Source organism: Streptomyces venezuelae (assembly GCF_008642375.1).
Taxonomy (GTDB): domain Bacteria; phylum Actinomycetota; class Actinomycetes; order Streptomycetales; family Streptomycetaceae; genus Streptomyces; species Streptomyces venezuelae_G.
This window is the reverse complement of the sequence record NZ_CP029194.1, coordinates 2106199-2131759: the sequence shown is the minus strand read 5'-3', so window position 1 is coordinate 2131759 and position 25561 is coordinate 2106199. Positions and strand designations below refer to the sequence as shown.

At 72.3% G+C, this 25561-nt stretch carries 25 protein-coding genes; 18 read left to right on the top strand and 7 right to left on the bottom strand.

The features are described from left to right. The first annotated feature begins 50 nt into the window (after positions 1-50). Positions 51-1340 carry an arginine deiminase gene (locus DEJ46_RS09450; RefSeq protein WP_150265170.1) on the top strand — a complete coding sequence of 430 codons (1290 nt, stop codon included), beginning with the start codon at positions 51-53 and terminating at the stop codon, positions 1338-1340. Between the two features lie 104 nt (positions 1341-1444). Here the strand turns inward: DEJ46_RS09450 and DEJ46_RS09445 are convergent, their stop codons facing one another. From DEJ46_RS09445 to DEJ46_RS09420, 6 genes are all read right to left on the bottom strand, one after another. Continuing rightward, positions 1445-1945, bottom strand: coding sequence for a DUF1269 domain-containing protein (locus DEJ46_RS09445; RefSeq protein WP_150265168.1), 501 nt, complete (start codon positions 1943-1945; stop codon positions 1445-1447). A 25-nt stretch (positions 1946-1970) separates the two neighbouring features. Beyond that, a complete protein-coding gene (locus tag DEJ46_RS09440) occupies positions 1971-2612 on the bottom strand; it encodes a hypothetical protein (protein WP_150265167.1) in 642 nt (213 codons plus the stop codon). Between the two features lie 105 nt (positions 2613-2717). Continuing rightward, positions 2718-3812, bottom strand: coding sequence for a chemotaxis protein (locus tag DEJ46_RS09435; RefSeq protein ID WP_150265165.1), 1095 nt, complete (start codon positions 3810-3812; stop codon positions 2718-2720). An 86-nt stretch (positions 3813-3898) separates the two neighbouring features. Then, a complete protein-coding gene (locus tag DEJ46_RS09430) occupies positions 3899-4387 on the bottom strand; it encodes a DUF1269 domain-containing protein (RefSeq protein WP_150265163.1) in 489 nt (162 codons plus the stop codon). A gap of 319 nt (positions 4388-4706) precedes the next feature. Next, the gene (locus DEJ46_RS09425; RefSeq protein WP_150265162.1) at positions 4707-5993 is read right to left on the bottom strand and encodes a cation:proton antiporter; all 1287 of its coding nucleotides are present in this window, start codon (positions 5991-5993) and stop codon (positions 4707-4709) included. A 6-nt stretch (positions 5994-5999) separates the two neighbouring features. Further along, positions 6000-6470, bottom strand: coding sequence for a cation:proton antiporter regulatory subunit (locus DEJ46_RS09420; protein WP_150265160.1), 471 nt, complete (start codon positions 6468-6470; stop codon positions 6000-6002). 332 nt (positions 6471-6802) lie between these two features. Between DEJ46_RS09420 and DEJ46_RS09415 the strand changes: the two genes are divergently transcribed. The 12 genes from DEJ46_RS09415 (at position 6803) to DEJ46_RS09360 (ending at position 17787) form a co-directional block, all read left to right on the top strand. Further along, complete coding sequence (locus DEJ46_RS09415) at positions 6803-7756, top strand: sensor histidine kinase (RefSeq protein WP_150265159.1); 954 nt, start codon at positions 6803-6805, stop codon at positions 7754-7756. Then, positions 7753-8418 (top strand): response regulator, encoded by a 666-nt coding sequence (locus DEJ46_RS09410; RefSeq protein ID WP_150265157.1) that lies wholly within the window; start codon positions 7753-7755, stop codon positions 8416-8418. The genes DEJ46_RS09415 and DEJ46_RS09410 overlap by 4 nt, the downstream gene beginning before the upstream one ends. A gap of 134 nt (positions 8419-8552) precedes the next feature. Continuing rightward, positions 8553-9350, top strand: coding sequence for a putative protein N(5)-glutamine methyltransferase (locus DEJ46_RS09405; protein ID WP_150265155.1), 798 nt, complete (start codon positions 8553-8555; stop codon positions 9348-9350). A 100-nt stretch (positions 9351-9450) separates the two neighbouring features. Further along, complete coding sequence (locus DEJ46_RS09400) at positions 9451-10311, top strand: metallophosphoesterase family protein (RefSeq protein WP_150265153.1); 861 nt, start codon at positions 9451-9453, stop codon at positions 10309-10311. A gap of 171 nt (positions 10312-10482) precedes the next feature. Continuing rightward, positions 10483-11397 carry a dihydrodipicolinate synthase family protein gene (locus DEJ46_RS09395; RefSeq protein WP_150265151.1) on the top strand — a complete coding sequence of 305 codons (915 nt, stop codon included), beginning with the start codon at positions 10483-10485 and terminating at the stop codon, positions 11395-11397. Between the two features lie 155 nt (positions 11398-11552). Next, positions 11553-12557: a proline racemase family protein gene (locus DEJ46_RS09390; RefSeq protein ID WP_150265150.1), complete on the top strand. Its 1005-nt coding sequence runs from the start codon at positions 11553-11555 to the stop codon at positions 12555-12557. A gap of 86 nt (positions 12558-12643) precedes the next feature. After that, the gene (locus DEJ46_RS09385) at positions 12644-13339 is read left to right on the top strand and encodes a GntR family transcriptional regulator (protein ID WP_150265148.1); all 696 of its coding nucleotides are present in this window, start codon (positions 12644-12646) and stop codon (positions 13337-13339) included. 122 nt (positions 13340-13461) lie between these two features. Beyond that, on the top strand, positions 13462-14700 hold the full coding sequence (locus tag DEJ46_RS09380; RefSeq protein ID WP_190622520.1) for a PLP-dependent aminotransferase family protein: 1239 nt from the start codon (positions 13462-13464) through the stop codon (positions 14698-14700). A gap of 78 nt (positions 14701-14778) precedes the next feature. Next, on the top strand, positions 14779-15210 hold the full coding sequence (locus tag DEJ46_RS09375) for a cell division protein SepF (protein ID WP_150265146.1): 432 nt from the start codon (positions 14779-14781) through the stop codon (positions 15208-15210). Between the two features lie 55 nt (positions 15211-15265). Next, positions 15266-16615, top strand: a complete 1350-nt coding sequence (locus tag DEJ46_RS09370; RefSeq protein ID WP_150265144.1) for an ATP-binding protein — start codon at positions 15266-15268, stop codon at positions 16613-16615. A gap of 179 nt (positions 16616-16794) precedes the next feature. Next, positions 16795-17172: a nucleotide pyrophosphohydrolase gene (locus DEJ46_RS09365; protein ID WP_150274261.1), complete on the top strand. Its 378-nt coding sequence runs from the start codon at positions 16795-16797 to the stop codon at positions 17170-17172. Positions 17173-17298: 126 nt separating this feature from the next. Next, positions 17299-17787, top strand: coding sequence for a DUF6099 family protein (locus tag DEJ46_RS09360; RefSeq protein WP_150265142.1), 489 nt, complete (start codon positions 17299-17301; stop codon positions 17785-17787). A 47-nt stretch (positions 17788-17834) separates the two neighbouring features. Here the strand turns inward: DEJ46_RS09360 and DEJ46_RS09355 are convergent, their stop codons facing one another. Beyond that, positions 17835-18239 carry a hypothetical protein gene (locus DEJ46_RS09355; protein ID WP_150265140.1) on the bottom strand — a complete coding sequence of 135 codons (405 nt, stop codon included), beginning with the start codon at positions 18237-18239 and terminating at the stop codon, positions 17835-17837. Between the two features lie 248 nt (positions 18240-18487). On the opposite strand from DEJ46_RS09355, the gene DEJ46_RS09350 reads away from it, so the two are divergent. The 5 genes from DEJ46_RS09350 (at position 18488) to DEJ46_RS09330 (ending at position 25460) form a co-directional block, all read left to right on the top strand. Then, on the top strand, positions 18488-19411 hold the full coding sequence (locus DEJ46_RS09350; RefSeq protein ID WP_150265138.1) for an LLM class F420-dependent oxidoreductase: 924 nt from the start codon (positions 18488-18490) through the stop codon (positions 19409-19411). Between the two features lie 13 nt (positions 19412-19424). Further along, positions 19425-20348: a homocysteine S-methyltransferase gene (gene mmuM / locus DEJ46_RS09345; RefSeq protein WP_150265136.1), complete on the top strand. Its 924-nt coding sequence runs from the start codon at positions 19425-19427 to the stop codon at positions 20346-20348. Between the two features lie 66 nt (positions 20349-20414). Further along, entirely contained in the window at positions 20415-21899 is a 1485-nt protein-coding gene (locus DEJ46_RS09340; RefSeq protein WP_150265134.1) for a 3' terminal RNA ribose 2'-O-methyltransferase Hen1, read from the top strand. Then, positions 21896-24451 (top strand): polynucleotide kinase-phosphatase, encoded by a 2556-nt coding sequence (locus DEJ46_RS09335; RefSeq protein ID WP_150265132.1) that lies wholly within the window; start codon positions 21896-21898, stop codon positions 24449-24451. The genes DEJ46_RS09340 and DEJ46_RS09335 overlap by 4 nt, the downstream gene beginning before the upstream one ends. A gap of 283 nt (positions 24452-24734) precedes the next feature. Next, positions 24735-25460 (top strand): Crp/Fnr family transcriptional regulator, encoded by a 726-nt coding sequence (locus tag DEJ46_RS09330; RefSeq protein ID WP_150265130.1) that lies wholly within the window; start codon positions 24735-24737, stop codon positions 25458-25460. Positions 25461-25561: the final 101 nt, after the last annotated feature.

The window sequence follows — 25561 nt, the reverse complement described above, 5'->3', positions numbered from 1 at the left end:
TCCCGCACATCGAGCCTCTCGTACCCGCCGCTTCACCGGAAAGGCTGCTCATGACCCTCCCCGAGACCGGTACCGGTACCCGTACCGGTGCTGGTGCCGCGACCCCCGCCCTCGGCGTTCACTCCGAGGTCGGACGCCTGCGCAAGGTGCTCGTCTGCTCCCCGGGACTCGCCCATCGCCGGCTCACCCCGGGCAACTCCGACGACCTGCTCTTCGACGACGTCATGTGGGTGGAGAACGCCCAGCGCGACCATGCCGACTTCGTCAACAAGCTCACCCAGCGGGGCGTCGAGGTCGTCGAACTGCACAACCTCCTCGCCGAGACCATGGCCCTCCCCGAGGCAAGGAAATGGCTCCTCGACCGGAAGATCGTCCCCAACGAGGTCGGGCTCGGCCTGGTGGACGACACCCGCGCCTACCTCGAGTCCCTCGCCCCGCGCGACCTCGCCGAGTTCCTCATCGGCGGCCTGTCCACCGCCGATCTGCCGGACGACTTCCGCTCCGGATACGTGGCGCTCGCCAGGGAGGGCGTCGGCGCGCGGGAGTACCTGATGCCCCCGCTGCCCAACACCCTCTACACCCGTGACACGACCTGCTGGCTGTACGGGGGAGTCACCCTCAACCCGCTGTACTGGCCCGCCCGGCACGGCGAGACCCTCCTGATGAAGGCGATCTACACCTTCCACCCGGACTACAAGGCAGCCACCGTGTGGTGGGGCGACCCCGAACAGGACTGGGGTCAGGCCACGTTCGAGGGCGGCGACATCATGCCGGTCGGCAACGGCGTCGTCCTCATGGGCATGAGCGAGCGCACCTCCCGTCAGGCCATCACCCAGGTCGCCCGTGCACTCTTCGACAACGGTGCGGCCGAGCACGTCGTCGTCGCCGGCATGCCGAAGCTTCGCTCCGCCATGCACCTCGACACCGTCTTCACCTTCGCGGACCGCGACGTCGTCACCCTCTACCCGAAGATCATGGACGCCGTGCACACCTTCTCCCTGCGGCCGTCCGACAAGGCGCCGGGCGTCGAGATCACCGACGAGGGCGGTGCCGCGTTCGTGGACGTGGTGGCCAAGTCCCTCGGCCTGCCCCAGCTACGGGTGATCGGGACGGGCGGTGACGTCTACGCCTCGGAGCGGCAGCAGTGGGACAGCGGCAACAACGCCGTCGCCCTGGAGCCGGGCGTCGTCTTCACGTACGACCGCAACACCCAGACGAACACGCTGTTGCGCAAGGCGGGTGTCGAGGTCATCACGATCGTCGGTGCCGAGCTGGGGCGCGGCCGCGGCGGCGGCCACTGCATGACCTGCCCCCTGGTCCGCGAGCCGGTCACGTTCTGACGCGCAGGCGGCGGCACGAAGTGGCACGAAGTGGCCGGGTCCCGGTGGGACCCGGCCACTTCGTGCGCGAACAGAACGCGTCGGGCAGTGCGTCAGGCAGCGTGTCAGGCAGCCGTCTCGGAGCCGGCCAGCTGCTCCGCGAGCTCCCGCTCGCGCTCCTCGGAGAGCGAGGTCTTGAGCACCTCTCCGCCGAAGGCTCCCATCGCGGCGGCGAACCGGTCCTCCGTGACCTTCGTGGCCATGATCACGACGGCGGCCGAGCCGGGCCGGAGCAGCTCCTGGACCTTCTTGCGGAACTTGTTGTCGACCCCCATCTGCTGGAGCTTGCCGATCAGCCCTCCGGCGGCCGCACCCACGACGCCGATCCCCGGGGTGAGGATGAGGATGCCGAAGACCATGCCCCACAGAGCGCCGGCGGTGGCCGACATGGCGATCTCCTCGGTCCTGGCCGGTGTGTCCACATGGGTCTTGCCGTCCTCGTCGACCGATACGACGGCGAGTCCGGACAGTTCGACCACGTGATCCTTGGTCAGCCGCTGCACCTCGGCGAACGCCTTGTCGGCGACGGCACGGTCCTCGTAGCCGAGGACGATGAGTTCGGACATGCGCAATCTCCTTGTGAGAGGGCGGTCAGTACCGCTGGGCCTTGGTGAGCCTCGCTGTGAGGACGGGCTCGGGCGGCTGCCGGCTGATGACCAAGGGCTGTCGGCGCTCGCCGGGAGCGAGATCCTCCTCGCCGACGAACTGGGTTTCGACGACCTTGCCCGCCGAGTCGATGAAGTCGACCTGGACGGCGTACGAGGCGGTGTCCTGCGTCTTGTTGGTGATGCTGACGACGGCGGTCGTGACGCCGCCGGTATCAGCGCGGGGCTTGCCGGTCAGCGCCACTTCGTCCAGGGCGTTCCCCCGGCCCTGCACGTCCTTCAACGCGTCCTCGGCCGCCTGGCGTGAGCGTTCGATCTCGGTCCCGATCGAGGCCTTGCGCGACGCCTCCCTGGCGGACGCGGACGCGGCGGCCGACGAGGCGGACGCGCGGGCGGACTCGACGGCTTCGGAGGCCGAGGAGGCGAGTGCGGAGGGCGGTGCTCCGCTGAAGGACTCGGTGACGGGTGGCGTCGGGCGTTCGCTGAAGGTCGGTCCGCTCGTGTCGTCGCCGCCGGAGTCGCAGGCGACGACGGCTGTCGTGCCGAGGGCGACGAGGACGACGGCGGCGGCCGCGGTCGCGGCGCGAGAACGGACCGGGCGGCTGAGCCGCTCGGGTGAGTGATTCACGGTCGTGTCTTCTCGGTAGGGGGATCACGGGTGGTGTCACGGGTGGTGTCGGTGGTCGTGCAGGGTTCGGTCGTGGCGTCCCGGGACCGGACCCTTGAGAGGCGGTCAGTACCGCAGCACTCCGGCGATGTGCCCTTGGCCGGCCAGCGCTTCGTCGGGTACGAAGCGGATCTCGGCCCCCCTCTCCAAGGCCTGCTCGACGATCTCGTCGACCATGTCGTCCCGCGCCCCGGGCTGGCCGGCGTCCGCGGGCTCCAGGTGGCCTCCCTCTTCCCGTACGACGGTCCGGTAGTGCTCCTCGACGGCCAGCAGCCGCACCCGCCCCTCCTGCACGGCCTGCCACACCTCGTCGAGTCCGCCCGCGAACTCCCGTCGGCCGCGTGCCGCTTCCAGCTCGGCGGCGATCGTGGCCGTCGAGGCCGCCTCGCGGGCGGCGCGCACGGGCTCCACGGCCTTGGCGACGGCACCGGCCGGCCCGTCGGCGAGCCCTCCGTGCTGGACGGTGACCGCGCCCGGGCCCAGCGGGCCGAGCTCCTCCAGGAGCGCGAGTGCGGCGGCCGACCCGATCACGTACAGCGGGCGGGGTGCGCCGGCGAGGACGGCACGCAGCCCGTCGTGCCCCTCGCGCAGGAAGTGGCGGGTGGCCTCGTCCTGGAACGTGCTGGGCAGGTCACCGATACGCTGCTTGCGCTCGGCGTCCGGGTCCTCCAGGCTCCGCGCGAGCGGGAAACCGTCCCCTGAGTACTCGGTGACCTGCTCGGGGCTGCCGTCCCACAGGGAGACCCGGTCGGCGGCCACGGCAAGCGCCCAGTACGGCTGCTCGGCTGCCTGCGCGGCCACGAGGTTGCGGGTGAGGAAGGTGTCGGAGAGCACCACACGCTCGGGCACGGTCCGGGCGACCGACCATACGTGGTGCTCGCCCTGGGCCACGAAGATCACCAGACCGTCCTGCGCGTGGGTCGGATCCAGCTCGGCGACGGCTCGCCTCAGCCGGTCGACCATCTCCGTGCGCCGCTCGCGCGGCACGTCGGGGTCGCTCTCCAGCGCCTTCTCCGCCTGGGCCACCAGGTTGCGCAGACGCACAGGGTCCTGCGCGTTCCCCGGCTCGCGCCGGTGGGTCGGCATCAGCAGCGAGAGTGCGGGATAGGGCCGGGGCCGACGCAGCTCGGCGAGCTGGTCCGAGGTGAGCTGGGGATCCATCGGATGCCTTCCTGGTGGTCGGGGGGAGGGGAGGGATGGAGGAGGCGCCCGTGGAGCTGGTGGGGGCCCGGTGCGGCGGGGCCCCGCTATTGCGGGCCGGCGAGCTGTTCGGAGAGTTCCTTCTCGTCCTCGTCGCTGAGCGAGGTCTTGAGGACGGTGCCGCCGTGCTGCTGCATCGCCGCCGTGAACTTGTCGTCGGTGACCTTGGAAGCCATGATCACGACGGCGGCGGATCCGGGTTTCAGCAGATCCCCCACCTGTTGACGGAATCGGTCGTCGATGCCGGATCTGCTCAGCCTGCCCACGAGACCACCGATCGCGGCTCCGGTCAGGAGGCCGAGCCCGGGGACGAGGAACAGCAGGCCGAAGATCGCGCCCCATACGGCTCCGGTGGCCGTGGTGGCGCCCATGACACGGCTGTCCGAGTCGACGTGGGTCTGTCCGTCCTCGTCGATCTCGACGACCGCGAGGCCGTTGAGGTGCACGACGTAGTCCCGTTGGAGTTCCCGTACCGTGTCGAACGCTCTGCCGGCCACGTCGGGGTCGTCGTATCCGATGACGATGAGCTCGCCCACTGCCGCCTCCTCGGTCCGATGCCCCTCCCGACGGACCGCTACCGAGCGATTCCGCCCGAAAGGGCACACATGGATGAGCTTGACCCGATATCGGTGAGGGCGCGACTCGATGCGCCCGAAGGCCTCGCGCCTGAAGACCGACCGCCCCCCAGTGCGCCGGCGCCGGCGGCCGGTCTGATCATGGCCGCGTTCGTGGTGCATCTCCTCGACGCAAGCCGCCGGCGACACGGCAGCCCGGGGCATGGACGTGGCAAACCCCTGTGACGTGGGTGGCCCCCCGCTCCTTTCCTTGTCTTCCCGTGTCCTCGTCGTCCTCGTCCTACGCGCGGCCCACCGGGTCCTGGGCAGGGTCCGGGTCCGGATCTTGGGCCTGGTCCTGGTCCTGGTCCTTGAGGTCTTCCCGGGACGCCGCCGGGGAAGGCACCTCGGTCAGGAGCGGGCCCGACGGGGTGCGGCGGCCGGTGATCCAGGTGGCCGCGGGTTCGGTGTAGCGGGCGGTGAGCGGTCCGATCACCACGAGGATCAGGACGTACGCGGTGGCGAGCGGACCCAAGGCGGGTTCGATGCCGGCGCTGACGGCGAGGCCGGCGATCACGATGGAGAACTCGCCGCGGGCCACGAGCGTGCCGCCGGCGCGCCAGCGACCCTTGACCCCGACGCCTGCGCGCTTCGCCGCCCAGTAGCCGGTGGCGATCTTCGTACCCGCCGTGACCAGGGCGAGAGCCAGGGCAGGCAGCAGGACCGGCGGGATGCTGGCGGGGTCGGTGTGCAGGCCGAAGAAGACGAAGAACACGGCGGCGAACAGGTCGCGCAGCGGGCTCAGCAGGGTGTGCGTGCCCTCCGCCACCTCACCGGACAGGGCGATGCCGACGAGGAACGCGCCGACGGCCGCGGAGACCTGGAGCTGCTGGGCGATGCCCGCGACGAGCAGCGTCAGCCCGAGGACCACGAGGAGGAGCTTCTCGGGGTCGTCGCTGGAGACGAAGCGGGAGATGTGGCGCCCGTAGCGCACGGCGACGAAGAGGACCGCTCCGGCGACGCCGAGGGCGATGGCCAGGGTCGCGCTGCCGGCGGCGAGGCCGACGCCGGCGAGGAGGGCGGTGACGATCGGCAGGTAGACGGCCATCGCGAGGTCTTCGAGGACCAGGATGCTGAGGATGACCGGGGTCTCGCGGTTACCGACCCGCCCCAGGTCGCCCATCACCTTGGCGATCACGCCGGAGGAGGAGATCCAGGTGACTCCGGCCAGGACGACGGCGGCGACCGGGCCCCAGCCCATGAGCAGGGCGGCGACCGCCCCGGGCACGGCGTTCAGGCCGAAGTCGACGAGACCGGCCGGGTATTGCGTCTTGAGGTTGGAGACCAGATCGGTGGCGGTGTACTCCAGGCCCAGCATCAGCAGCAGGAGGATGACGCCGATCTCGGCGCCGATCGCCACGAATTCCTCGCTCGCGCCCATCGGCAGCAGTCCACCCGTACCGAACGCGAGCCCGGCGAGCAGGTAGAGGGGGATGGGGGAGAACTTGAAGCGGCCGGCGAGCCTGCCCAGCAGGCCCAGGCCGAGAATGATCGCGCCGAACTCGATCAGGAAGACAGCGGAGTGCACAGGCGATCACTCCCGTCCGAGTATCGCCGCGGCGGCGTCGACACCCTCGCGGGTGCCGATGACGATGAGGGTGTCCCCGCCCGCGAGGCGGAAACCGGGCGCGGGGGAGGGCCGGGCCTCGGCCCGGCGCAGTACCGCCACGATCGAGACGCCGGTCTCCGTACGCATCCGGGTCTCACCCAGCACCCGGCCGTTCCAGTACGAGTGCGGGGACAGCTCGATGCGCTCGGCAACCAGGCCGAGATCGGTGGTGTGCAGCAGGCTCGGGCTGTGGTGCGCGGGCATCAGCGCGTCGATCAGCGAAGTCGTCTCCGCGCCGGTCAGGTGCAGCGACTGGGCGCAGGCGTCCGGGTCGTCGGCCCGGTAGACGTTCACCGTCCGTGTTCCGTCGCGGTGCGCGACCACGGACAGGTGGCGGTGCTCGCGGGTGGTGAGGTCGTACTGCACCCCGATGCCAGGCAGTGGTGTGGTGCTCATCCGTGAAGCCGGCACAGCCGTCCCCCCTTGGATTCGTTCGGGTTCGTCTCTACGAGGTGCCGTCGCGGCGAACCATCGAGCTCAGGCAGGGCAGGAGGCGCCGCTCGGCGGGCTCATCGTGCCACTTTCCGTGTGTCCGAAATATGGGTGTCGGCACGGATGGACGGCCGCGTTCCGCCGGCGTGAGGATGGAGACGGGACGGCCGTAAGGTCATTCAGAGTCATTCAGAGTCATTCAGAGTCATTCAGAGTCATCGAGGCCGTGAGGGCCGTGAAGGCCATGAGGTCATGACGGATGCTGGGAGAGACCGGCTGGAAAGGTGTATGCGGCCGTGTCGCTGTACTGGCGGATCTTCCTCCTGAACACCGGCGTTCTGGCCATCGCGGTGGCCCTGCTCCTCGGGCCGGTCACGGTCTCCACCCCGGTCCTGTTCGGCGAGGCCCTCGTCCTGCTCGGCGGGCTGGTCGCGATGCTGGTCGTCAACGCGGTGCTCCTCAGGGTCGGACTGGCCCCGCTCGCCCGGCTGAACCGGGCCATGGCCACCGCCGACCTCCTCAAGCCCGGGGCCCGCCCGGCCGTCACCGGAGACGGCGAGGTCGCCGCACTCACCCAGACCTTCAACGCCATGCTCGACCGCCTCGAAGCCGAGCGGGCCACCAGCAGCGGCCGGGTGCTCACCGCCCTGGAGGCCGAACGCCGGCGCATCGCCCAGGAGCTCCACGACGAGATCGGCCAGACCCTCACCGCCGTCCTCCTCCAGCTCAAGTACGCCGCCGACCGCGCCCCCGAACCGCTCCGCACCGACCTGCACCAGGCCCAGGAGACCACCCGCGCCAGCCTCGACGAGATCCGCCGCATCGCCCGCCGGCTGCGCCCGGGCGTCCTGGAGGAACTCGGCCTGCACAGCGCCCTGCGCTCCCTGGCCGCCGAGTTCACCACCCCGCGCCTGGGCGTCACCGCGCACATCACCCCGGGCCTGCCCCACCTCGACGCGGCCACCGAACTGGTCCTCTACCGCGTCGCCCAGGAAGGCCTGACGAACGCCGCCCGCCACTCCGGCGCCACCCGCGTCGAGGTGCACCTGCGGCCCCTGCCCGGCGGCGGCACCGGACTGCTCGTCCGCGACGACGGACACGGCCTCGGTGAGGCGCCCGAGGGCGCCGGCATCCGCGGGATGCGCGAGCGCGCCCTGCTGATCGGCGCCGAACTCCTCGTCGGCGCTCGCCCGCACGGCGGTACCGAGGTCCGACTCGACATCGCCGACACGACGAAGGCCGCACGATGACCCAGCCCGCCGCAGGACCCGCCCGCATCCTGCTCGCCGACGACCACACCCTCGTACGCCGCGGTGTACGGCTCATCCTCGACTCCGAACCGGACCTCACCGTGGTCGCCGAGGCCGCCGACGGAGCGGAGGCCGTCGCCCAGGCCCGCAGCCTCGACATCGACCTCGCCGTCCTCGACATCGCCATGCCCCGCCGGACCGGCCTCCAGGCAGCCCGCGAACTCGCCCGCATCCGGCCGGGGCTGCGGATCCTGATGCTGACCATGTACGACTACGAGCAGTACTTCTTCGAGGCCTTGCGCGCCGGAGCCTCCGGCTACGTACTCAAATCCGTCGCCGACCGCGACCTCGTCGAGGCCTGCCGCGCCGCGCTGCGCGACGAACCCTTCATCTACCCCGGTGCGGAGACCACCCTCGTCCGTACCTACCTCGACAGCGTCCGTTCCGGCGGCCGGATCCCGGACCGGCCCATCACCGAGCGCGAGGAGGAGATCCTCAAGCTCGTCGCGGAGGGCCACAGCTCCAAGGAGATCGGCGACTTCCTCGTCATCAGCCCCAAGACGGTGGAGCGTCACCGGGCCAACCTGCTTCAGAAGCTAGGCCTGCGCGACCGCCTCGAACTCACCCGCTACGCCATCCGCGTCGGCCTCATCGAGCCCTGACCGCAACTGGTGCGAGCAAAGGGCGAGATGGGTTCGTCGGATAATGTGGACGTCCGTCGTTGATCTCCGTTGCTGTGCTTGCAGCTGTTGCCGTTGCCGTTCCAGTTGCCGTTGCAGTTGCTCGAAAGGCCTCCATGTCCGTTCCTTCGCTCGACCACTCCGCATCCGCCATCGTCACCCGGCTCCGGACCGCGGGGTGCGTCTTCGCCGAGGACGAGGCGGAGATGATCATGGCTGCGGCCGGTGACGCCGCGGAGCTGGAGGCGATGGTCGAGCGGCGTGTCGTCGGGCTGCCGCTGGAGCACGTCGTCGGCTACGCGGAGTTCCGCGGCCTGCGGATCGAGGTCGACGCCGAGGTCTTTGTACCCCGGCGGCGTACGGAGGCGCTCGTCCAGCAGGCGGCGGAGCTCGCTCCGGAGCGCGCGGTCGTCGTCGACCTGTGCTGCGGCTCCGGTGCGCTGGGTGTCGCGCTCGCCGCTGCCCTGGGCGAGGTCGAGCTGCACGCAGCGGACGTCGACCCGGCCGCCGTCGCCTGCGCCCGGCGAAATGTGACTCCGGCCGGCGGCGAGGTCTACGAGGGCGACCTCTTCGAGGCGCTGCCCGCCGGGCTGAAGGGCCGCGTGGACGTCCTGCTGTCCAACGTCCCGTACGTGCCCACCGTGGAGATCGAGCTGCTGCCCTCCGAGGCCCGCGACCACGAGGCGCGCGTGGCGCTCGACGGGGGAGTGGACGGTCTGGAGATCCTGCGGCGCGTCGTCGCCGAGGCCGGCGAGTGGCTGGCCCCGGGCGGCGTCCTGCTGTTCGAGACGAGCGAGCGGCAGGCCGACGAGGCCGTGGCCGCGGTCTCCGCCGCCGGGCTCGTCGCCCGGGTGGCCACCGACGACGAGCTGGACGCCACCGTGATCATCGCGAGCCGCCCCGACGCCGCCTGAGGGAACGCCGCCTGAGTGGACGCCGCCCGAGTGGACACCGCCGGAGAGGGCGCTGTCCGAGAGAAAGAGGTCATCCGTGACGCGATCCGTGACTCCATCCGTGACGTTATCCGTGGACGTCGATCCCTCTGATCGTCGGCCGCAGCTCCTCGCCATCAGCGACCTGCACGTCTCCCACGAGGAGAACCGGCGGATCGTCGAAGAGCTCCGCCCGACGTCGGACGGCGACTGGCTGATCGTGGCCGGTGACGTGGGGGAGATGTCCGAGCAGATCACCTGGGCGCTGCGGACGCTCAGCGAGCGCTTCGCCCGGGTCATCTGGAGCCCGGGCAACCACGAGCTGTGGACGCCGAACGAGGACCCCGTCCAGCTGCGGGGCGTCGAGCGGTACGAGTACCTGGTCGACGTCTGCCGCGGCCTCGGCGTGCTGACCCCCGAGGACCCGTACGCCCTGTGGGAGGGCGACGGCGGCCCGGTCCGCGTCGCGCCCCTCTTCCTCCTGTACGACTACAGCTTCCGCACGCCGACCGCCGCGAACAAGGCGGAGTCGCTGGAGCAGGCCTACGAGGCGGGGGTGGTGTGCACCGACGAGTTCTTCCTGCACCCTGACCCGTACGCGGGCCGCGAGGACTGGTGCGCGGCCCGGGTGGCCCTCACGGAGCGACGCCTCGCGGAGTGCGACCCCGACGTCCCGCTCGTCCTGGTCAACCACTGGCCCCTGCTCCGCGAACCGACCAGGATCCTGCGCTACCCGGAGTTCGCCCAGTGGTGCGGGACGGAGCGCACGGCGGACTGGCACCGCCGGTTCAACACCGCCGTGGCGGTCTACGGCCACCTCCACATCCCCCGGACCACCTGGCACGACGGCGTGCGTTTCGAGGAGGTGTCGGTCGGCTACCCGAGGGAGTGGAAGCGCCCCGGCCACCCCAGGAACGTGCCGCGCCCGGTCCTCGTCCCGTGAGCGGGCGCGCCTTCCCATAGGGGCGGCGCGCCCGTCCGGCTGCGGAAGTCGTCTCCGGCCGCGGAAGACGTCCCCGGCCACGGCAGTCGTCCGGCCAGGCCATGGAACTCACCTCTTGTGGCGATACCGACGATCGGTAAAATGTCACACACCATACAAGGGAGTTCCTCCATGACCCACGAGCATGCCCCGGCGCACCGTGCCCACCCCTGGCACGGCATCATGGTCGCCACCGCCCTCCCCCTGCGCGACGACCGTTCCGTCGACCTCGACGCGTACGCGGAGCACGTGGCCTGGCTGATCGCCAACGGGTGTGACGGGGTCGTCCCGAACGGCTCCCTCGGTGAGTACCCGACCCTGACCGACGAGGAGCGCGGCCGGGTCGTCCGTACCGCCGTCGAGGCCGCGGGCGACGGGGCGCGGGTCATGCCCGGCGTCTCCGCCTACGGGAGCGCCGAGTCGCGCCGCTGGGCCGAGCAGGCCGCCGAGGCCGGGGCCGGGTCGGTCCTGCTCCTGCCGCCCAACTCCTACCGCGCCGACGAGCGGGCCGTACGCGCCCACTACGCAGAGGTCGCTGCCGCCGGCCTGCCCGTCGTCGCGTACAACAACCCCCTCGACACCAAGGTCGACCTCACCCCCGACCTGCTCGCGCGCCTGCACCGCGACGGAAGCATCGTGGCGGTCAAGGAGTTCAGCGGCGACGTCCGCAGGGCGTACGAGATCGCCGAACTCGCCCCGGAGCTGGACCTCCTGATCGGCGCCGACGACGTCCTCCTGGAGCTGGCGCTCGCCGGCGCGGTCGGCTGGATCGCCGGCTACCCGAACGCCCTGCCCCGCAGCTGCGCCACGCTCTACCGGGCCGCCGTCGCCGGCGACCTCGCCGTCGCGCTCCCGCTCTACAAGTCGCTCCACCCGCTGCTGCGCTGGGACTCCAAGGTCGAGTTCGTCCAGGCGATCAAGCTCTCCATGGACCTCGCCGGACGCCACGGCGGAGCCACCCGCCCGCCCCGCATGGCGCTGACGCCCGAGCAGGACGCGGTCGTGCGCGCCGCCACGGAGAAGGCCCTCGCCGAGGGGCACGCGTGAGCTCCTGACCCTCTGAGCTCCTGCCCGAGTTCCTCAAGCTCCTCCGTACCTCCGTACCTCCGTACCTCCGTACCTCCGTACCTCCGTACCTCCGTACCTCCGTACATCCGTACGTCAGTTCCTCAGCTCCTCAGCTTCCGTCCGAAAGGGACCTCATGCGCACGCGCCATGTCTTCCATGCCGTCGACTCGCACACCGAGGGCATGCCCACGCGCGTGATCACCGGTGGTGTCGGGGTCATTCCCGGCGCCACGATGGCCGAGCGCCGGCTGCACTTCATCGAGCACATGGACCACCTCCGTACGCTCCTCATGCTCGAGCCGCGCGGTCACGCCGCGATGAGCGGCGCCATCCTGCAGCCGCCCACCCGGCCGGACGCGGACTACGGCGTGCTGTACATCGAGGTGTCCGGGCTGCTGCCGATGTGCGGTCACGGCACGATCGGGGTCGCGACCGTGCTCGTCGAGACCGGGATGGTGCCGGTCGTCGAGCCGGTCACCACCGTCCGCCTCGACACCCCGGCCGGACTCGTCAGCGTCGACGTCCAGGTCGAGGACGGCGCCGCGAAGGCGGTCACGCTCACCAACGTGCCGGCGTTCTCCGTCGGGCTCGACCTCAAGACGGAGGTGCCCGGGTACGGCACCGTCACCTACGACCTCGCCTACGGCGGCAACTTCTACGCCTTCGTCGCTCTCGACTCCCTGGGGCTGCCGTTCGACCGCGACCGCAAGGACGACCTCCTCGCCGCAGGACTCGCCGTCATGGAGTCGATCAACTCCGGTCCCGACCGGCCCGTCCACCCCCTGGACCCGGCCATCGCCGGGGTGAAGCACGTCTATCTGGCCGCACCCGGTTCGGACGCGACCCGCTCGCGGCACGCGATGGCCATCCATCCGGGCTGGTTCGACCGTTCCCCCTGCGGCACCGGGACCAGCGCCCGCATGGCCCAGCTCCACGCGCGCGGCGAGCTCCCGCTCGACACCGACTTCGTCAACGAGTCCTTCATCGGTACGGAGTTCACCGGCCGGCTCGTCGGCGAGACCGAGGTGGGCGGCGTGCCCGCCGTCGTTCCCACGGTGACCGGCCGCGCCTGGATCACCGGCACGGCGCAGTACTTCCTCGACCCCGACGACCCCTTCCCCGCCGGGTTCCTCCTCTGACCCGCCCTGCGGGCCTGCCCCGCACGGGCCGGCGGAGAAACGTGACATTGTACGATGCTCCTCCGTGACATCTCGGAGGGCGCACGATGGGTGACCTGAAACAGTACGGCCTCGTGAGGGCGCAGGAGCGGCTCCGCGACCAGGTCGGGCACGCCCTCCGGGCCGCCCTGATAGCGGGTGAACTCCGCCCCGGCCAGGTCTACTCGGCCCCCGGGCTCGCCGCCGATCTCGGTGTCTCGGCGACCCCGGTCCGCGAGGCGATGCTCGACCTCGCCCGCGAGGGTCTGGTCGAGCCCGTACGCAACAAGGGCTTCCGCATCACCGAGGTCAGCGAGCGCGACCTCGACCAGTTCACCGAACTGCGGACCCTCATCGAGGTCCCCACCATCGGCCGCGTCACGCGCAAGGCCACCAAGGCCGAGCTGGAGGAACTCCGGCCGGTCGCCGAGGAGATCGTCTCCCGCGCCAGGGAGCACGACCTCATCGGCTACCTGGAGGCCGACCGCCGCTTCCACCTCGCCCTGCTCGCTCTGTCCGGAAACGATCGCCTCGTCGAGACCGTCGGAGACCTCCGCAAGCGCTCCCGCCTCTACGGCCTCACCGGCCTGGACGAGGCGGGCAAGCTCGTCTCCTCCGCCGAGGAACACCTCGAACTCCTCGACCTGGTGCTGGCCGGTGACGCCCAGGGCGCCGAGGACTGCATGCGCCGCCACCTCGGCCATGTCCGCTCCCTCTGGGCCGACGCCCGCGACGAGCCCGCCGGGCAGGCCACGGCCGTCTGAACACGGGGCCGGGGTGGCGCGATCCCGCCGTCGGACGACATGCGGGAGAGCGCCAACTCGGCTTTGCCCAGAGGGATTCCGCGAAGTCTGGACAGCCGGCGGGTGATCTATATGCTGACGCCATGCATTCCGCCGCCCCGACCCCCGCGAACGCCGCCACCACCTCCCGTACGCCCGGCCAGGCCGTACCGGTCCCCGCCACCGCCTCCCGGCTGGCCGGTGTCGCGTCGTCGCCGGTACGGGACATCCTGGCGCTCACCGCGCGCCCCGAGGTGATCTCGTTCGCCGGCGGACTGCCCGCCCCCGAGCTGTTCGACATCGCGGGGATCCGAGCGGCGTACGACCGCGTACTGGCCGAAATCCCGCGACAGGCCCTCCAGTACTCGACCACCGAGGGCGACCCGGAGCTGCGCGCCGCCGTCGCGGGCCGGCTCACGGAGCGTGACCTGCCCACGGACCCCGACGACCTGCTGATCACCACCGGCTCGCAGCAGGCCCTCACCCTCCTCACGGCGGCCCTCGTCGAACCGGGTGGTGTCGTCCTCGTCGAGGACCCCTGCTACCTCGCGGCCCTCCAGACCTTCTCTTTCGCCGGCGCCCGGGTCGTCCCCGTACCCACCGACGACCAGGGCGTCATCCCCGCCGCGCTCGAAGAGATCGCGGCACGCGAGAAGGCCACCCTCCTCTACATCATCCCCACCTTCCAGAACCCCACGGGCCGCACGCTCCCCGCCGAGCGCCGCGCCGCCGTCGCCGAAGCCGCCGCGCGGCACGGATTCTGGATCGTCGAGGACGACCCGTACGGCGAACTCCGCTACGACGGCGAGCGCGTCCCCTGCATCGCCGCCGACCCCGCGGCCGCCGACCGGACCGTCCTGCTCGGCTCCTTCTCCAAGGTGATGGCCCCGGGGCTCCGGCTCGGCTTCCTGCGCGCCCCCGCCGGACTGCGCCGCGCGTGCGTGATCACGAAGCAGGCCGCCGACCTGCACACCTCCTCCATCGACCAGGCCGCGGCCGCGCGCTATCTGCGCGACAGCGACCTCGACGCGCACGTCGCGGGGATGCGGGCCGCGTACCAGGAGCGCAGGGACGCCATGCTCGAAGGCCTGCCGGCCGCCCTGCCCGAAGGCAGCCGCTGGAACCGGCCGCAGGGCGGCATGTTCATCTGGGTCAACCTCCCCGACGGCCACGACGCGACGGCACTCCTCAGGACCGCCGTCGGCCACGAGGTGGCGTACGTGCCGGGGGCGCCCTTCTTCTCGGGCGAGCCGGACCCGGGCGCGGTGCGGCTGTCGTTCACCACGCACCCGGCCGAGGAGATCAGGGAAGGCCTGCGCAGACTGGCGAAGACCTTCGCCTGAGTACCGCCCGCTTCCCTTGAGGCCCATGACCTCGTGTCGTTGTTGGGCCGAACGGGTGAGGAGCGGGAGGATGTGCGCATGAGTAGGTACGAGAGCTACGACGTCACCGACGAACAGTGGGAGGGCCTCGCCCAGGTCCTGCCCCTGCGCGGCCGTGACGAATGGCCGTCCAGGGTCGACCATCGCACGATCCCCGAGCAGTACGAGTCCGCCGAGCAGCGCCGCATGATCGTGCTGCGGGTCCAGGTGTTCGCCGACGCCCGTGAGGTCGCCGAGTACCTCATCGCCCAGATCCCGGTCCTCCTCGATCTGACGAGTGCCGACGCCGATGTGGCCAAGCGCATCCTCGACTTCAGCAGCGGGGTCGTCTTCGGCCTCGGCAGCGGGATGCACCGCGTCGACCGGAACGTTTTCCTTCTTGCCCCCGCCGGTACGGAGGTCGAGGGCGCGGAGGGCGGCGACGGGGAGGAGGTCGTGGGCGGCCGGACCGCCGGCGTCCCCCGTTCGTAGGAAGGTCATCTGGACGTAACGGTTCGTCACGGAGTGGGCTGCGTACGGTCCGGGCATGGACCTCACCGGCGGCAGCACGCTCGCCCGCACGTCACACGCGCCCTCCTCCGACGCCGTCCCCTCCCAGGCCCGCTCCTCCGAAGCCCGCTCCTCCGGAGCCCCCTCTTCCGAAGTCCGCACCTCCGAAGTCCGTACCTCCGACGTCCGGTCTTCCGAAGTCCGTCCTTCCGAAGTCCGGCCCTCCGGCGGTCGCGGGGGCGGGGGCCGGGGCGAGGGCGGGCGGGCGTGCGCCCGGCCGGTGGTCACCGAGCTGCGGCTGTCCGCGTTCGCCGGCCACCGTGGCGCCGTCCACGCGCTCGGGCCGGTCACCCTCTTCGCCGGGCCCAGCGGAAGCGGCAAGTCCACCATGCTCCGGGCCTACGAGGCCCTGGCCCGGCTCGGCGCGGGCGACTCCCTCGACGAGGTCTTCCCCGACGCCGGCGACTGCGTGCCCGAACGCGCCCGCCCCGACGCCCAGGGCCGCCGTGGATTCCGGATCGGCTGCACGGTCGACGGCCCGGCCGGCCCGGTCCGCCTCGACCTCGCCGTCCAGGCCGAGCCCCGGCTCCGCATCGTCGGCGAGCGGCTCACCGGCCGGGGCCGCACCCTGCTCGCGACCGCCCTGCGCGACCCGAGCCGCAGCACCGTCCAGGCCGAGTGGCACACCGCCGGCGCCACCCCCGTCACCCGGGCACCGCTCCCCGACGACCTGCTCGGTACGGCCCTGCTGCCGCTGCGCGTCGCCGGCAAGACGCCCGGACAGCTGGAGGTGCTGGCCGCCGCCGAGCAACTGGTCATCGGGCTGCGGTCCGCCTTCCCCTGCGACCCGCGGCCCTCAGGGATGCGGTCCTCCGTCCTCCCCGGCGAAGGGCGGCTGCGGCGCGACTGTGCCAACCTCGCAGAGGTCCTGCACCGCACCCACACGGACTGCCCGCGCAGACACCACCGCCTCGCGGCCATGGCGGGTGCCGGCTGCGCGGGACCGGTCACGGGGCTCGGCGTGCGGGAACTCCCCGACGGCACCGTCCGCGCCGTCCTCGAAAGGGGCGGCCGGTCCGCGACCCCGCTCGGCCGCCTCGCCGACGGCGAACTGCGCTACCTGGCCCTGGCGCTCACGCTGCTCACGGGTCCAGGAGTGCTCGCGATGGACCGGATCGCCGAGGTGCCGGACGCCATGCAGAGCCTGACCCTGCTCGCCGACGGCCTGGACCGGGGGCTCGACGGGCGCCAGCTGCGCGAACTGCTCGGCCTCGCCGTGGCCATCGCCGCCGACGGGCACATCCGGGTCGCCGGGACGGTAGGGGAGCGAGGGGTGGGGGAGGCGCGGAGGACGTCCGGGGTGACGGTGGTAGACCTGGGCGTGTGACGGAGAAGAGGACGGAGTGCGAGACGGTGGACGGCGTGGACGGCGTGGACGGCGTGGACGGCGTGGACGGCGTGGACGGCGTGAGCGGCGTGAGCGGCGTGGACGGGGGCGTGGGTGTGGGCGGTGAGTCGACGGACAAGAGTGAGGCCGGCGGCGGTGACGTGGTGCGCCATGACGAGATGCGCCACGACATGGCGGCGCTCCAGCGCAGGCTGGCCGAGTTCGCGGCCGCCCGTGACTGGCAGCCGTACCACACGCCCAAGAACCTGGCGGCGGCGCTCAGCGTGGAGGCGTCCGAACTCCTGGAGATCTTCCAGTGGTTGACCCCTGAGCAGGCGGAACGGGTGATGGAGGACCCCGAGTCGGCGCATCGCGTCGCGGACGAGGTGGCCGACGTGCTCGCCTATCTGCTGCAGTTCTGCGAGGTGCTCGGGGTCGATCCGCTGGTGGCGCTCGCGGCGAAGATCGACAGGAACGAGGTCCGATTTCCCGCCCGACGGCGGGACGGAGGGGATGCCGGCGGGGCCGAGACGGGGGATCGTCACTCTTCGGAGTGATCGACTTTTCCCCATCGAGCCTACTGTCCACAGATTTCCGAATTCCCCTGGTGTCGGGGCTCAGTCGGCCTCACTCTGGGTAGTGGAATGAGTGGGCGGTAAGTCGTAGGAACGGGGGCGGCGTTGATGGAAGCAGAGCGGCTCATCGCGGCCGGGCGGCACGCGTTGGCGGGGAGCGGGACAGCACAGGACATCGTGGCGGAGGCCTGGCAGGCGCAGGCGCTCGCCCAGGCGATAGGAAGTCATCTCGCGCTCTGCGGGCCGCTGGAACTGCGCGGCGAGGCACGGGGGCTGAGCGAGATCGGGGAGTACCCGGCGTGGGGGGCCGGTGGGCCGCGTGCGGCGCAGTTGACCGAGGTCGGCGATCCGGTCGCGGCGCTGACGGCGCTCGGGGCGCTGCTCGGGGAGGTGGGGATCGCGCTCGTCGGGGTGGCCTGTGCCACCGACGAGGAGGGGCTCTACTGGCAGTGCATCGAGGCCATCGACGCGGTCGACGAGTCGAGCGACAGAGTGGGCGGGATGCTCCGGCGGCTCGCGGTGCGCGACGACCGGGAGCGGGCCCGCCCGCCCGACCCGGCCCGAGGCCGGGCGGGCCCCGGGCCGCGTCCGGCGTGAACGGCGGACGGCGATCGGCCGGGGGCGGTGCGGCGGTCTCGGTGGCGCTAGTAGAGGGGTCGCGGATCGCCGAGGGACGGGTGGTGATCGCGCCCGTGGCCGGAGCCCTCGCGGTGCTCGGTGCCGTGGTGCTCGGTGTCGTGGTGCTCGGGTCCCTGGCCGCTCTCGGGACCGCGGCGGTCGGTCCGCTGGTGAGCGGAGCCATCGTGCTCGGAGTGGTCGCCCTCGGCGTTCGGCCGGTCGGCGCCGGGGTGCGGGGGCTCCGGGTCCAGGCGTTCGGCCGTGGACTGGATGTCGGCGTCGAGCTGGGAGAGGTCGGCGGAGAGCGCCGCCATCAGCTCCTCCATCTGCTGGAGCAGGCCCTTGGGGGCATCGGCGTCCTTCTGCTCGGGCACGGACGGCGGCGCGGACTGCTCGGGCACGGCCCGCTCCGGCGCGGCTTCCTGGGACATGGCGGCCTCCTCGGCCCGGACCCCGCCGACGGCGGCGGGGACACGAGAGAGAGCGACGCACCGGCAGCGGCCGCCGGCACGCGGGCCGGGCGGTCCGGCTCCGCCCGAGCCAACGACGGGTCCCCGGCCACGGTCACTGGCCAGGTAGGACGCGGCCCGCCACGGGCCGGATATTCACCCGACCGGGACGGAGCCGCCCGCGAGCTGACGGAGAGGTTGACACGCACCCGACGGTGCAGGATGGAGGTATGGATCTCCGCATCTTCACCGAACCCCAGCAGGGGGCCGACTACGACACCCTCCTCACGGTGGCCCGGGCCACCGAGGAGCTCGGCTTTGACGCCTTCTTCCGCTCGGACCACTACCTCAGCATGGGCTCGTCCGACGGGCTTCCCGGGCCGACGGACGCCTGGATCACCCTCGCCGGTCTGGCCCGGGAGACGAAGCGGATCCGTCTCGGCACCCTGATGACCGCCGGTACGTTCCGGCTCCCGGGAGTCCTGGCCATCCAGGTCGCGCAGGTCGACCGGATGTCCGGCGGACGGGTCGAACTGGGCCTCGGCGCGGGCTGGTTCGAGGAGGAGCACAAGGCCTACGGCATTCCGTTCCCGAAGGAGAAGTTCGGCCGGCTGGAGGAGCAGCTGGCGATCGTCACCGGCCTGTGGGAGACCGAGCTCGGCAAGACGTTCTCGTACGAGGGGGAGTACTACCGCCTCACCGACTCGCCCGCGCTGCCGAAGCCCGCGCAGGACAGGATCCCGGTGCTGATCGGCGGGCACGGTGCGAGCCGTACGCCGAGGCTGGCCGCGCGGTACGCGGACGAGTTCAACATCCCGTTCGCCTCGCTGGAGGACAGCGAGCGGCAGTTCGGCCGGGTCCGGGCGGCGGCGGAGGCGGCGGGGCGGCAGGCCGGTGACCTCGTGTACTCCAACGCGCTGGTCGTCTGTGTCGGCAAGAACGACGCGGAGGTGGCCCGCCGGGCCGCCGCGATCGGGCGGGACGTGGACGAGCTCAAGGCGAACGGTCTCGCGGGTTCGCCCGCCGAGGTCGTCGACAAGATCGGGCGGTACGCGGCCATCGGCTCCTCCCGGGTCTACCTCCAGGTCCTCGACCTCGACGACCTGGACCACCTGGAGCTGATCTCCGCGCGGGTCCAGTCGCAGCTGGGATGAGCGGGGCGAGACGATGAAACCGGTCCGTACGCTCGCCGAGGCCCTCCGGGAGGGGCCGCTCGTCCTCGACGGCGGGCTGTCCAACCAGCTGGAGGCGCAGGGCTGCGACCTCTCGGACGCGCTCTGGTCCGCGCGCCTCCTCGCCGACGGGCCCGAGCAGATCGAGGCGGCGCACGCGGCGTACGTACGGGCCGGTGCCCGGGTGGTCACCACCGCCTCCTACCAGGCCACCTTCGAGGGCTTCGCCCGGCGGGGTGTGGGCCGGGCCGGGGCGGCGCGGCTCCTCGGCCGGAGCGTGGAGCTCGCCAGGGAGGCGGCGGAGCGGGTCGGGGCGGATGTCTGGGTCGCGGCGTCCGTCGGGCCGTACGGCGCGATGCTCGCGGACGGGAGCGAGTACCGGGGACGGTACGGGCTGTCCGTGCGGGAGCTCGAGCGGTTCCACCGGCCCCGGATCGACGTGCTCGCCGAGGCCGGGCCCGACGTCCTGGCCCTGGAGACGGTGCCGGACGCGGAGGAGGCGGAGGCGCTGCTGCGGGCGGTCGACGGGTGCGGGGTGCCGGTGTGGCTCTCGTACACGGTCGACGGCGGGCGGACCAGGGCCGGGCAGGAGTTGGCGGAGGCCTTCGCGGTCGCCGCCGGGAACGACCAGGTCGTGGCCGTGGGCATCAACTGCTGTGACCCGGAGGGGGTGGGGTCCGCCGTGGAGCTCGCCGTCGCCGTGACCGGGAAACCGTCCGTGGTCTACCCGAACAGCGGGGAGCGGTGGGACGCCGTCGCCCGGGGCTGGCGTGGCGACGGCACCTTCGACCCGCCCCGGGCCACCGCCTGGGCGGGGGCCGGGGCCCGGCTGATCGGTGGCTGCTGCCGCGTCGGTCCGTCGCTCGTCGCCGAGCTGGCCGAGGCGCTCGCCGGTGGGGCGGGTGAGTCGCCCGAGTAGCCGACGGGCGGCGGGTGCGTCGAAATTGCCTGGTGGGGCGGGCGGGGCACGCTCATACTCGAGCGTGTGTTCCTGACGATCAGTACAACCGGCACCCCGGAGCGACCCGCGACCGATCTCGGATTTCTGCTGCACAAGCATCCCGAGCGGGCACAGGCGTTCTCGACCTCGCACGGCACTGCGCACGTCCTCTACCCCGAGGCGAGCGCCGAGCGGTGCACCGCGGCACTCCTCCTGGAGGTGGATCCCGTGGCGCTGGTGCGCCGCGGCAAGGGCAAGGGCCGGGGCGGCGCCCCCGACGCCGCGCTCGCGCAGTACGTGAACGACCGGCCCTACGCGGCGTCCTCGCTGCTTGCCGTGGCGCTCGCCAAGGTCTTCAAGACCGCGCTGCACGGCGTGTGCCAGGCGATGCCCGAGCGGGCCGCCGCTCCGCTGCCGCTGCGGATCGAGGTCCCCGCGCTCCCCGCCAGGGGCGGCGCCGGCCTCGTGCGCGCCCTTTTCGAGCCGCTCGGCTGGAGCGCGGTGGAGGCCGAACCGGTCGCGCTGGACGCGGAGTTCCCCGAGTGGGGCGCCTCCCGGTACGTGCGCCTGGTGCTCGAAGGCGAGCTGCGGCTCGCCGACGCGCTCAACCAGCTGTACGTCCTGCTGCCCGTCCTCGACGACGCCAAGCACTACTGGGTCGCGCCCGACGAGGTCGACAAGCTGCTGCGCGCCGGGGACGGCTGGCTGGCCGGCCACCCGGAGCGGAAGCTGATCACCGAGCGCTACCTCTCGCGTCGCTGGGGCCTGGCCCGTGAGGCGACGGAGCGCCTTGAGCTGGTGCGGCTCGCCGAGGCCGAGGGGCTCGACGTCGAGGACGTCGACAACGCCGTGGACGAGGCCACCGACACGGAGGAGCGGCCGGTGCCGCTCGCCGAGCAGCGCCGGGACGCGATCCTCGCCGCGCTCCACAGCGCCGGCGCGGCCCGCGTGCTCGATCTCGGGTGCGGACAGGGCCAGTTGGTGCAGGCCCTGCTCAAGGACGTCCGGTTCACCGAGATCGTCGGCGTGGACGTGTCCGTCCGGGCGCTGACCGTCGCCGCCCGCCGGCTGCGGCTCGACCGGATGGGGGAGCGGCAGGCCGCCCGGGTCACGCTGCTCCAGGGCTCGCTCGCGTACACCGACAAGCGGCTCGCCGGCTACGACGCGGCCGTGCTCAGCGAGGTGATCGAGCACCTGGACCTGCCGCGGCTGCCGGCGCTCGAGTACGCGGTGTTCGGCGCGGCCCGGCCCCGTACGGTCCTCGTGACCACGCCGAACGTCGAGTACAACGTGCGCTGGGAGTCGCTGCCCGCCGGACACGTCCGGCACAACGACCACCGCTTCGAATGGACCCGGGAGGAGTTCCGGGAGTGGGCGGCGGGAGTCGCCGGACCGTACGGGTACGGCGTGGAGTTCGTTCCCGTCGGACCCGACGACCCCGAGGTCGGGCCGCCGACGCAGATGGCCGTCTTCACCCGGACGGACAAGACCGACGAGACCGACGAGACCTTGAAGGAGGTCGCGGCATGACCACCCGCACGCTGCCTGTCACCGACCTGTCCCTCGTGGTCCTCGTCGGTGCCACCGGCTCCGGCAAGTCGACCTTCGCGCGGCGCCACTTCAAGCCGACCGAGATCGTCTCCTCCGACTTCTGCCGGGGGCTCGTCGCCGACGACGAGAACGACCAGTCCGCGAGCAAGGACGCCTTCGACGTCCTCCACTACATCGCCGGCAAGCGGCTCGCGGCGGGACGGCTGACCGTCGTCGACGCCACCAACGTGCAGCCGGAGGCCCGCCGCCAGCTGGTCAGGCTGGCCCGGGAGCACGACGTGCTGCCCATCGCCATCGTGCTCGACCTGCCCGAGGAGGTGTGCCGCACGCGGAACGCCGGCCGTCCCGACCGCGCCGACATGCCCGCGCACGTCATCCAGCGCCACCGCCGCGAGCTGCGCCGCTCGCTGCGCGGACTGGAGCGCGAGGGCTTCCGCAAGGTGCACGTCCTGCGTTCGGTGGAGGAGGTCGAGGAGGCCGAGGTCGTCCTGGAGCGCCGCTTCAACGACCTGCGGCACCTCACCGGCCCCTTCGACATCATCGGTGACATCCACGGCTGCCGGTCCGAGCTCGACACCCTCCTCGCGCGGCTCGGCTATGTGGACGGCCACCACCCGGAGGGGCGCACGGCGGTCTTCGTCGGCGACCTCGTCGACCGGGGCCCCGACTCGCCGGGCGTCCTGCGGCGCGTCATGGCCATGGTCGCCTCCGGCGACGCCCTGTGCGTCCCCGGCAACCACGAGAACAAGCTCGGCCGCTGGCTGAAGGGCAGGAAGGTCCAGCAGACCCACGGACTCGCCGAGACGATCGAGCAGCTGGAGGGCGAGAGCGAGGAGTTCCGCGCCCAGGTCGCCGAGTTCATCGACGGGCTCGTCAGCCACTACGTCCTCGACGGCGGCGCCCTCGTCGTCTGCCACGCCGGGCTGCCGGAGAAGTACCACGGCCGCACCTCCGGCCGGGTGCGCTCGCACGCGCTGTACGGGGACACCACCGGGGAGACCGACGAGTTCGGGCTGCCGGTGCGCTACCCGTGGGCGGAGGACTACCGGGGCCGGGCCGCCGTCGTGTACGGCCACACGCCCGTACCGAACACCTCCTGGATCAACAACACCATCTGCCTCGACACGGGGGCCGTCTTCGGCGGGAAGATGACCGCGCTGCGCTGGCCGGAGCGCGAACTCGTCGACGTACCGGCCGAGCAGGTCTGGTACGAGCCGGCCCGGCCGCTCGCGACCGAGGCGCCCGGCGGGCACGAGGGACGCCCGCTGGACCTGGCCGACGTGCACGGCCGACGGATCGTGGAGACCCGGCACCTCGGCAACGTCGCCGTGCGCGAGGAGAACGCGGCGGCGGCCCTGGAGGTCATGAGCCGCTTCGCCGTCGACCCGCGGCTGCTCGCCTACCTGCCGCCGACCATGGCACCGACCGCCACCTCGCGCACCGAGGGGTACCTGGAACACCCGGCAGAGGCCTTCGCCCAGTACCGGGCGGACGGCGTCGAGAGGGTCGTGTGCGAGGAGAAGCACATGGGCTCGCGGGCCGTGGCCCTGGTCTGCCGGGACGAGAAGGCGGCCCAGGAGCGCTTCGGCGTCACCGGGGTGACCGGCGCCCTGTACACCCGTACCGGCCGCCCGTTCTTCGACGACCGGACCGTCACCGAGCAGGTCCTCGACCGGCTGCGGACCGCGATCGACGCCGCCGGGCTGTGGGACGAGCTCGCTGCGCCGGACAGCACCTCCGGCGCGGGCGACTGGCTCCTCCTCGACGGCGAGCTGATGCCGTGGTCGCTCAAGTCGGCCGGGCTGCTCCGCTCGCAGTACGCGGCGGTCGGCGCAGCCTCGGCCGCGGTCCTCCCCGGGGCGGTCGAAGCCCTCCGGAGCGCGGTGGCGCGCGGCGTCGAGGGCCTCGACGGACTTCTCGCCAAGCAGCGGGAGCGGGAGGTGGACGCGGCCGCGTTCACCGAGGCGTACCGCAGGTACTGCTGGCCGACGCAGGGCCTGGAGGGCGTGCGGTTCGCGCCCTTCCAGCTCCTCGCGGCGCGCGGCCGCTCGCTCGCGGCCGTCCCGCACGACCAGCAGCTGGCCTGGCTCGACCGGCTCGTGGAGCACGACCCGACCGGGCTGCTCCAGGTCACCCGCAGGCTCGTCGTCGACACCGGCGACGAGGCCTCGGTCCGCGCGGGCACCGACTGGTGGCTGGAGCTGACCGGAGCCGGCGGCGAGGGGATGGTCGTCAAGCCCCTGGCCGCGCTCGTCCGCGACGCCAAGGGGCGCCTCGGGCAGCCGGGTGTGAAGGTGCGCGGCCGGGAGTACCTGCGGATCATCTACGGCCCCGAGTACACCCGCCCGGAGAACCTGGAGCGGCTGCGGCAGCGCTTCCTCGGCCACAAGCGCTCGCTGGCCCTGCGCGAGTACGCGCTCGGCCTGGAGGCGCTGGACCGGCTCGCCGACGGCGAACCGCTCTGGCGGGTCCACGAGGCCGTCTTCGCGGTCCTCGCACTGGAGTCGGAGCCGGTCGACCCGAGGCTCTGATCCGGGGAATCCGGGCCGCTTCCCCGGCGGTTCCGTGATTCTTCCGTGCAGCTCCGACGGGGGGCGCAGGGGTGCCGTGAACGGCGCTCCCCTGCGCCCCCCGTGCTCGTTGACGTTGTCGTTCCGCACCTCTAGCGTTCTTCACCCCACGAGGTGACACAGCGTCAACAATGTGGCGGGGTGCGCCACATGAGGTGTGAACACACGCGCGAGCGGTGCCGGTCGACGACCGGCGGGCGGCCTTCTCCGAGGGGTCGCGGAACGGTACGGGGGTGAGCGGGTGATGAGTCTCTTCGGGCAGGACCGCTCCTTTCTGCACGCCCTTCCGGCGGCCGACCGCCGCTCCCTCATCGCCGAGGGCGCCCACCGCTCCTACGAGCCCGGGGAGGTGATGATCCGCGAGCACGACACCACCGCCTACGTCCTCGCGCTGCTCTCCGGCTGGTCCGTCGTCTCCGTCGGCACCGAGCGCGGCTCCCGGCTCATCCTCGCCCTGCGCGGCGCCGGCGAGGTCGTCGGCGACCTCGCCGCCGTCGACCTCCGCCCGCGCAGCGCCACCGTCACCGCGCTCGGCGCGGTCGAGGCCGTGGCCGTCTCCGGCGACCGCTTCCGGCGCTTCCTCGCCGCCCGGCCGCACGCCACCTCGCTGATCATGCGCCAGCTCGCCACCCGGCTGCGCAGCGCCGACGTCGAACGCCGCGCGCTCGCCTCCGAGACGGTCCTCCAGCGCCTCGCCGCCCGCCTCGTCGAACTGGCGGAGCGCGCGGGCCGACCGGCCGACACCGGGACCGTCCTGCAACTCCCGCTGCCCCAGCACGACCTGGCGGCCGCCATCGGAGCCACCCGGGAAGCGGTGGCCAAGGCGCTGCGCCTGCTGCGGGAACAGGACGTCGTCCGGACCGCGAACCGCACCGTCATCGTCATCGACATGCGGGTCCTCGTGCTGCTCGCCGAGGGGCGCGCACGCCCCCGCGCGGAACAGGCGGACGAATCTCCGCCGGATGTGTAAACGGCTACATCGCAGGTCGCACGGCGCGGCCACGCTGGACATCACACCACCACGGCACCAACACCACCACGGCACCAACACCATCACGGCACCAACGGCAC

What these genes read in the sequence shown, in the direction of transcription:
- DEJ46_RS09450 (WP_150265170.1), top strand. Translation starts at nt 51, where the DNA reads ATGACCCTCCCCGAGACCGGTACCGGTACCCGTACCGGTGCTGGTGCC.
- DEJ46_RS09445 (WP_150265168.1), bottom strand. Translation starts at nt 1,945, where the DNA reads ATGTCCGAACTCATCGTCCTCGGCTACGAGGACCGTGCCGTCGCCGAC.
- DEJ46_RS09435 (WP_150265165.1), bottom strand. Translation starts at nt 3,812, where the DNA reads ATGGATCCCCAGCTCACCTCGGACCAGCTCGCCGAGCTGCGTCGGCCC.
- DEJ46_RS09420 (WP_150265160.1), bottom strand. Translation starts at nt 6,470, where the DNA reads ATGAGCACCACACCACTGCCTGGCATCGGGGTGCAGTACGACCTCACC.
- DEJ46_RS09410 (WP_150265157.1), top strand. Translation starts at nt 7,753, where the DNA reads ATGACCCAGCCCGCCGCAGGACCCGCCCGCATCCTGCTCGCCGACGAC.
- DEJ46_RS09405 (WP_150265155.1), top strand. Translation starts at nt 8,553, where the DNA reads ATGTCCGTTCCTTCGCTCGACCACTCCGCATCCGCCATCGTCACCCGG.
- DEJ46_RS09395 (WP_150265151.1), top strand. Translation starts at nt 10,483, where the DNA reads ATGACCCACGAGCATGCCCCGGCGCACCGTGCCCACCCCTGGCACGGC.
- DEJ46_RS09390 (WP_150265150.1), top strand. Translation starts at nt 11,553, where the DNA reads ATGCGCACGCGCCATGTCTTCCATGCCGTCGACTCGCACACCGAGGGC.
- DEJ46_RS09385 (WP_150265148.1), top strand. Translation starts at nt 12,644, where the DNA reads ATGGGTGACCTGAAACAGTACGGCCTCGTGAGGGCGCAGGAGCGGCTC.
- DEJ46_RS09380 (WP_190622520.1), top strand. Translation starts at nt 13,462, where the DNA reads ATGCATTCCGCCGCCCCGACCCCCGCGAACGCCGCCACCACCTCCCGT.
- DEJ46_RS09375 (WP_150265146.1), top strand. Translation starts at nt 14,779, where the DNA reads ATGAGTAGGTACGAGAGCTACGACGTCACCGACGAACAGTGGGAGGGC.
- DEJ46_RS09370 (WP_150265144.1), top strand. Translation starts at nt 15,266, where the DNA reads ATGGACCTCACCGGCGGCAGCACGCTCGCCCGCACGTCACACGCGCCC.
- DEJ46_RS09365 (WP_150274261.1), top strand. Translation starts at nt 16,795, where the DNA reads ATGCGCCACGACATGGCGGCGCTCCAGCGCAGGCTGGCCGAGTTCGCG.
- DEJ46_RS09360 (WP_150265142.1), top strand. Translation starts at nt 17,299, where the DNA reads ATGGAAGCAGAGCGGCTCATCGCGGCCGGGCGGCACGCGTTGGCGGGG.
- DEJ46_RS09355 (WP_150265140.1), bottom strand. Translation starts at nt 18,239, where the DNA reads ATGTCCCAGGAAGCCGCGCCGGAGCGGGCCGTGCCCGAGCAGTCCGCG.
- DEJ46_RS09350 (WP_150265138.1), top strand. Translation starts at nt 18,488, where the DNA reads ATGGATCTCCGCATCTTCACCGAACCCCAGCAGGGGGCCGACTACGAC.
- mmuM (WP_150265136.1), top strand. Translation starts at nt 19,425, where the DNA reads ATGAAACCGGTCCGTACGCTCGCCGAGGCCCTCCGGGAGGGGCCGCTC.
- DEJ46_RS09335 (WP_150265132.1), top strand. Translation starts at nt 21,896, where the DNA reads ATGACCACCCGCACGCTGCCTGTCACCGACCTGTCCCTCGTGGTCCTC.
- DEJ46_RS09330 (WP_150265130.1), top strand. Translation starts at nt 24,735, where the DNA reads ATGAGTCTCTTCGGGCAGGACCGCTCCTTTCTGCACGCCCTTCCGGCG.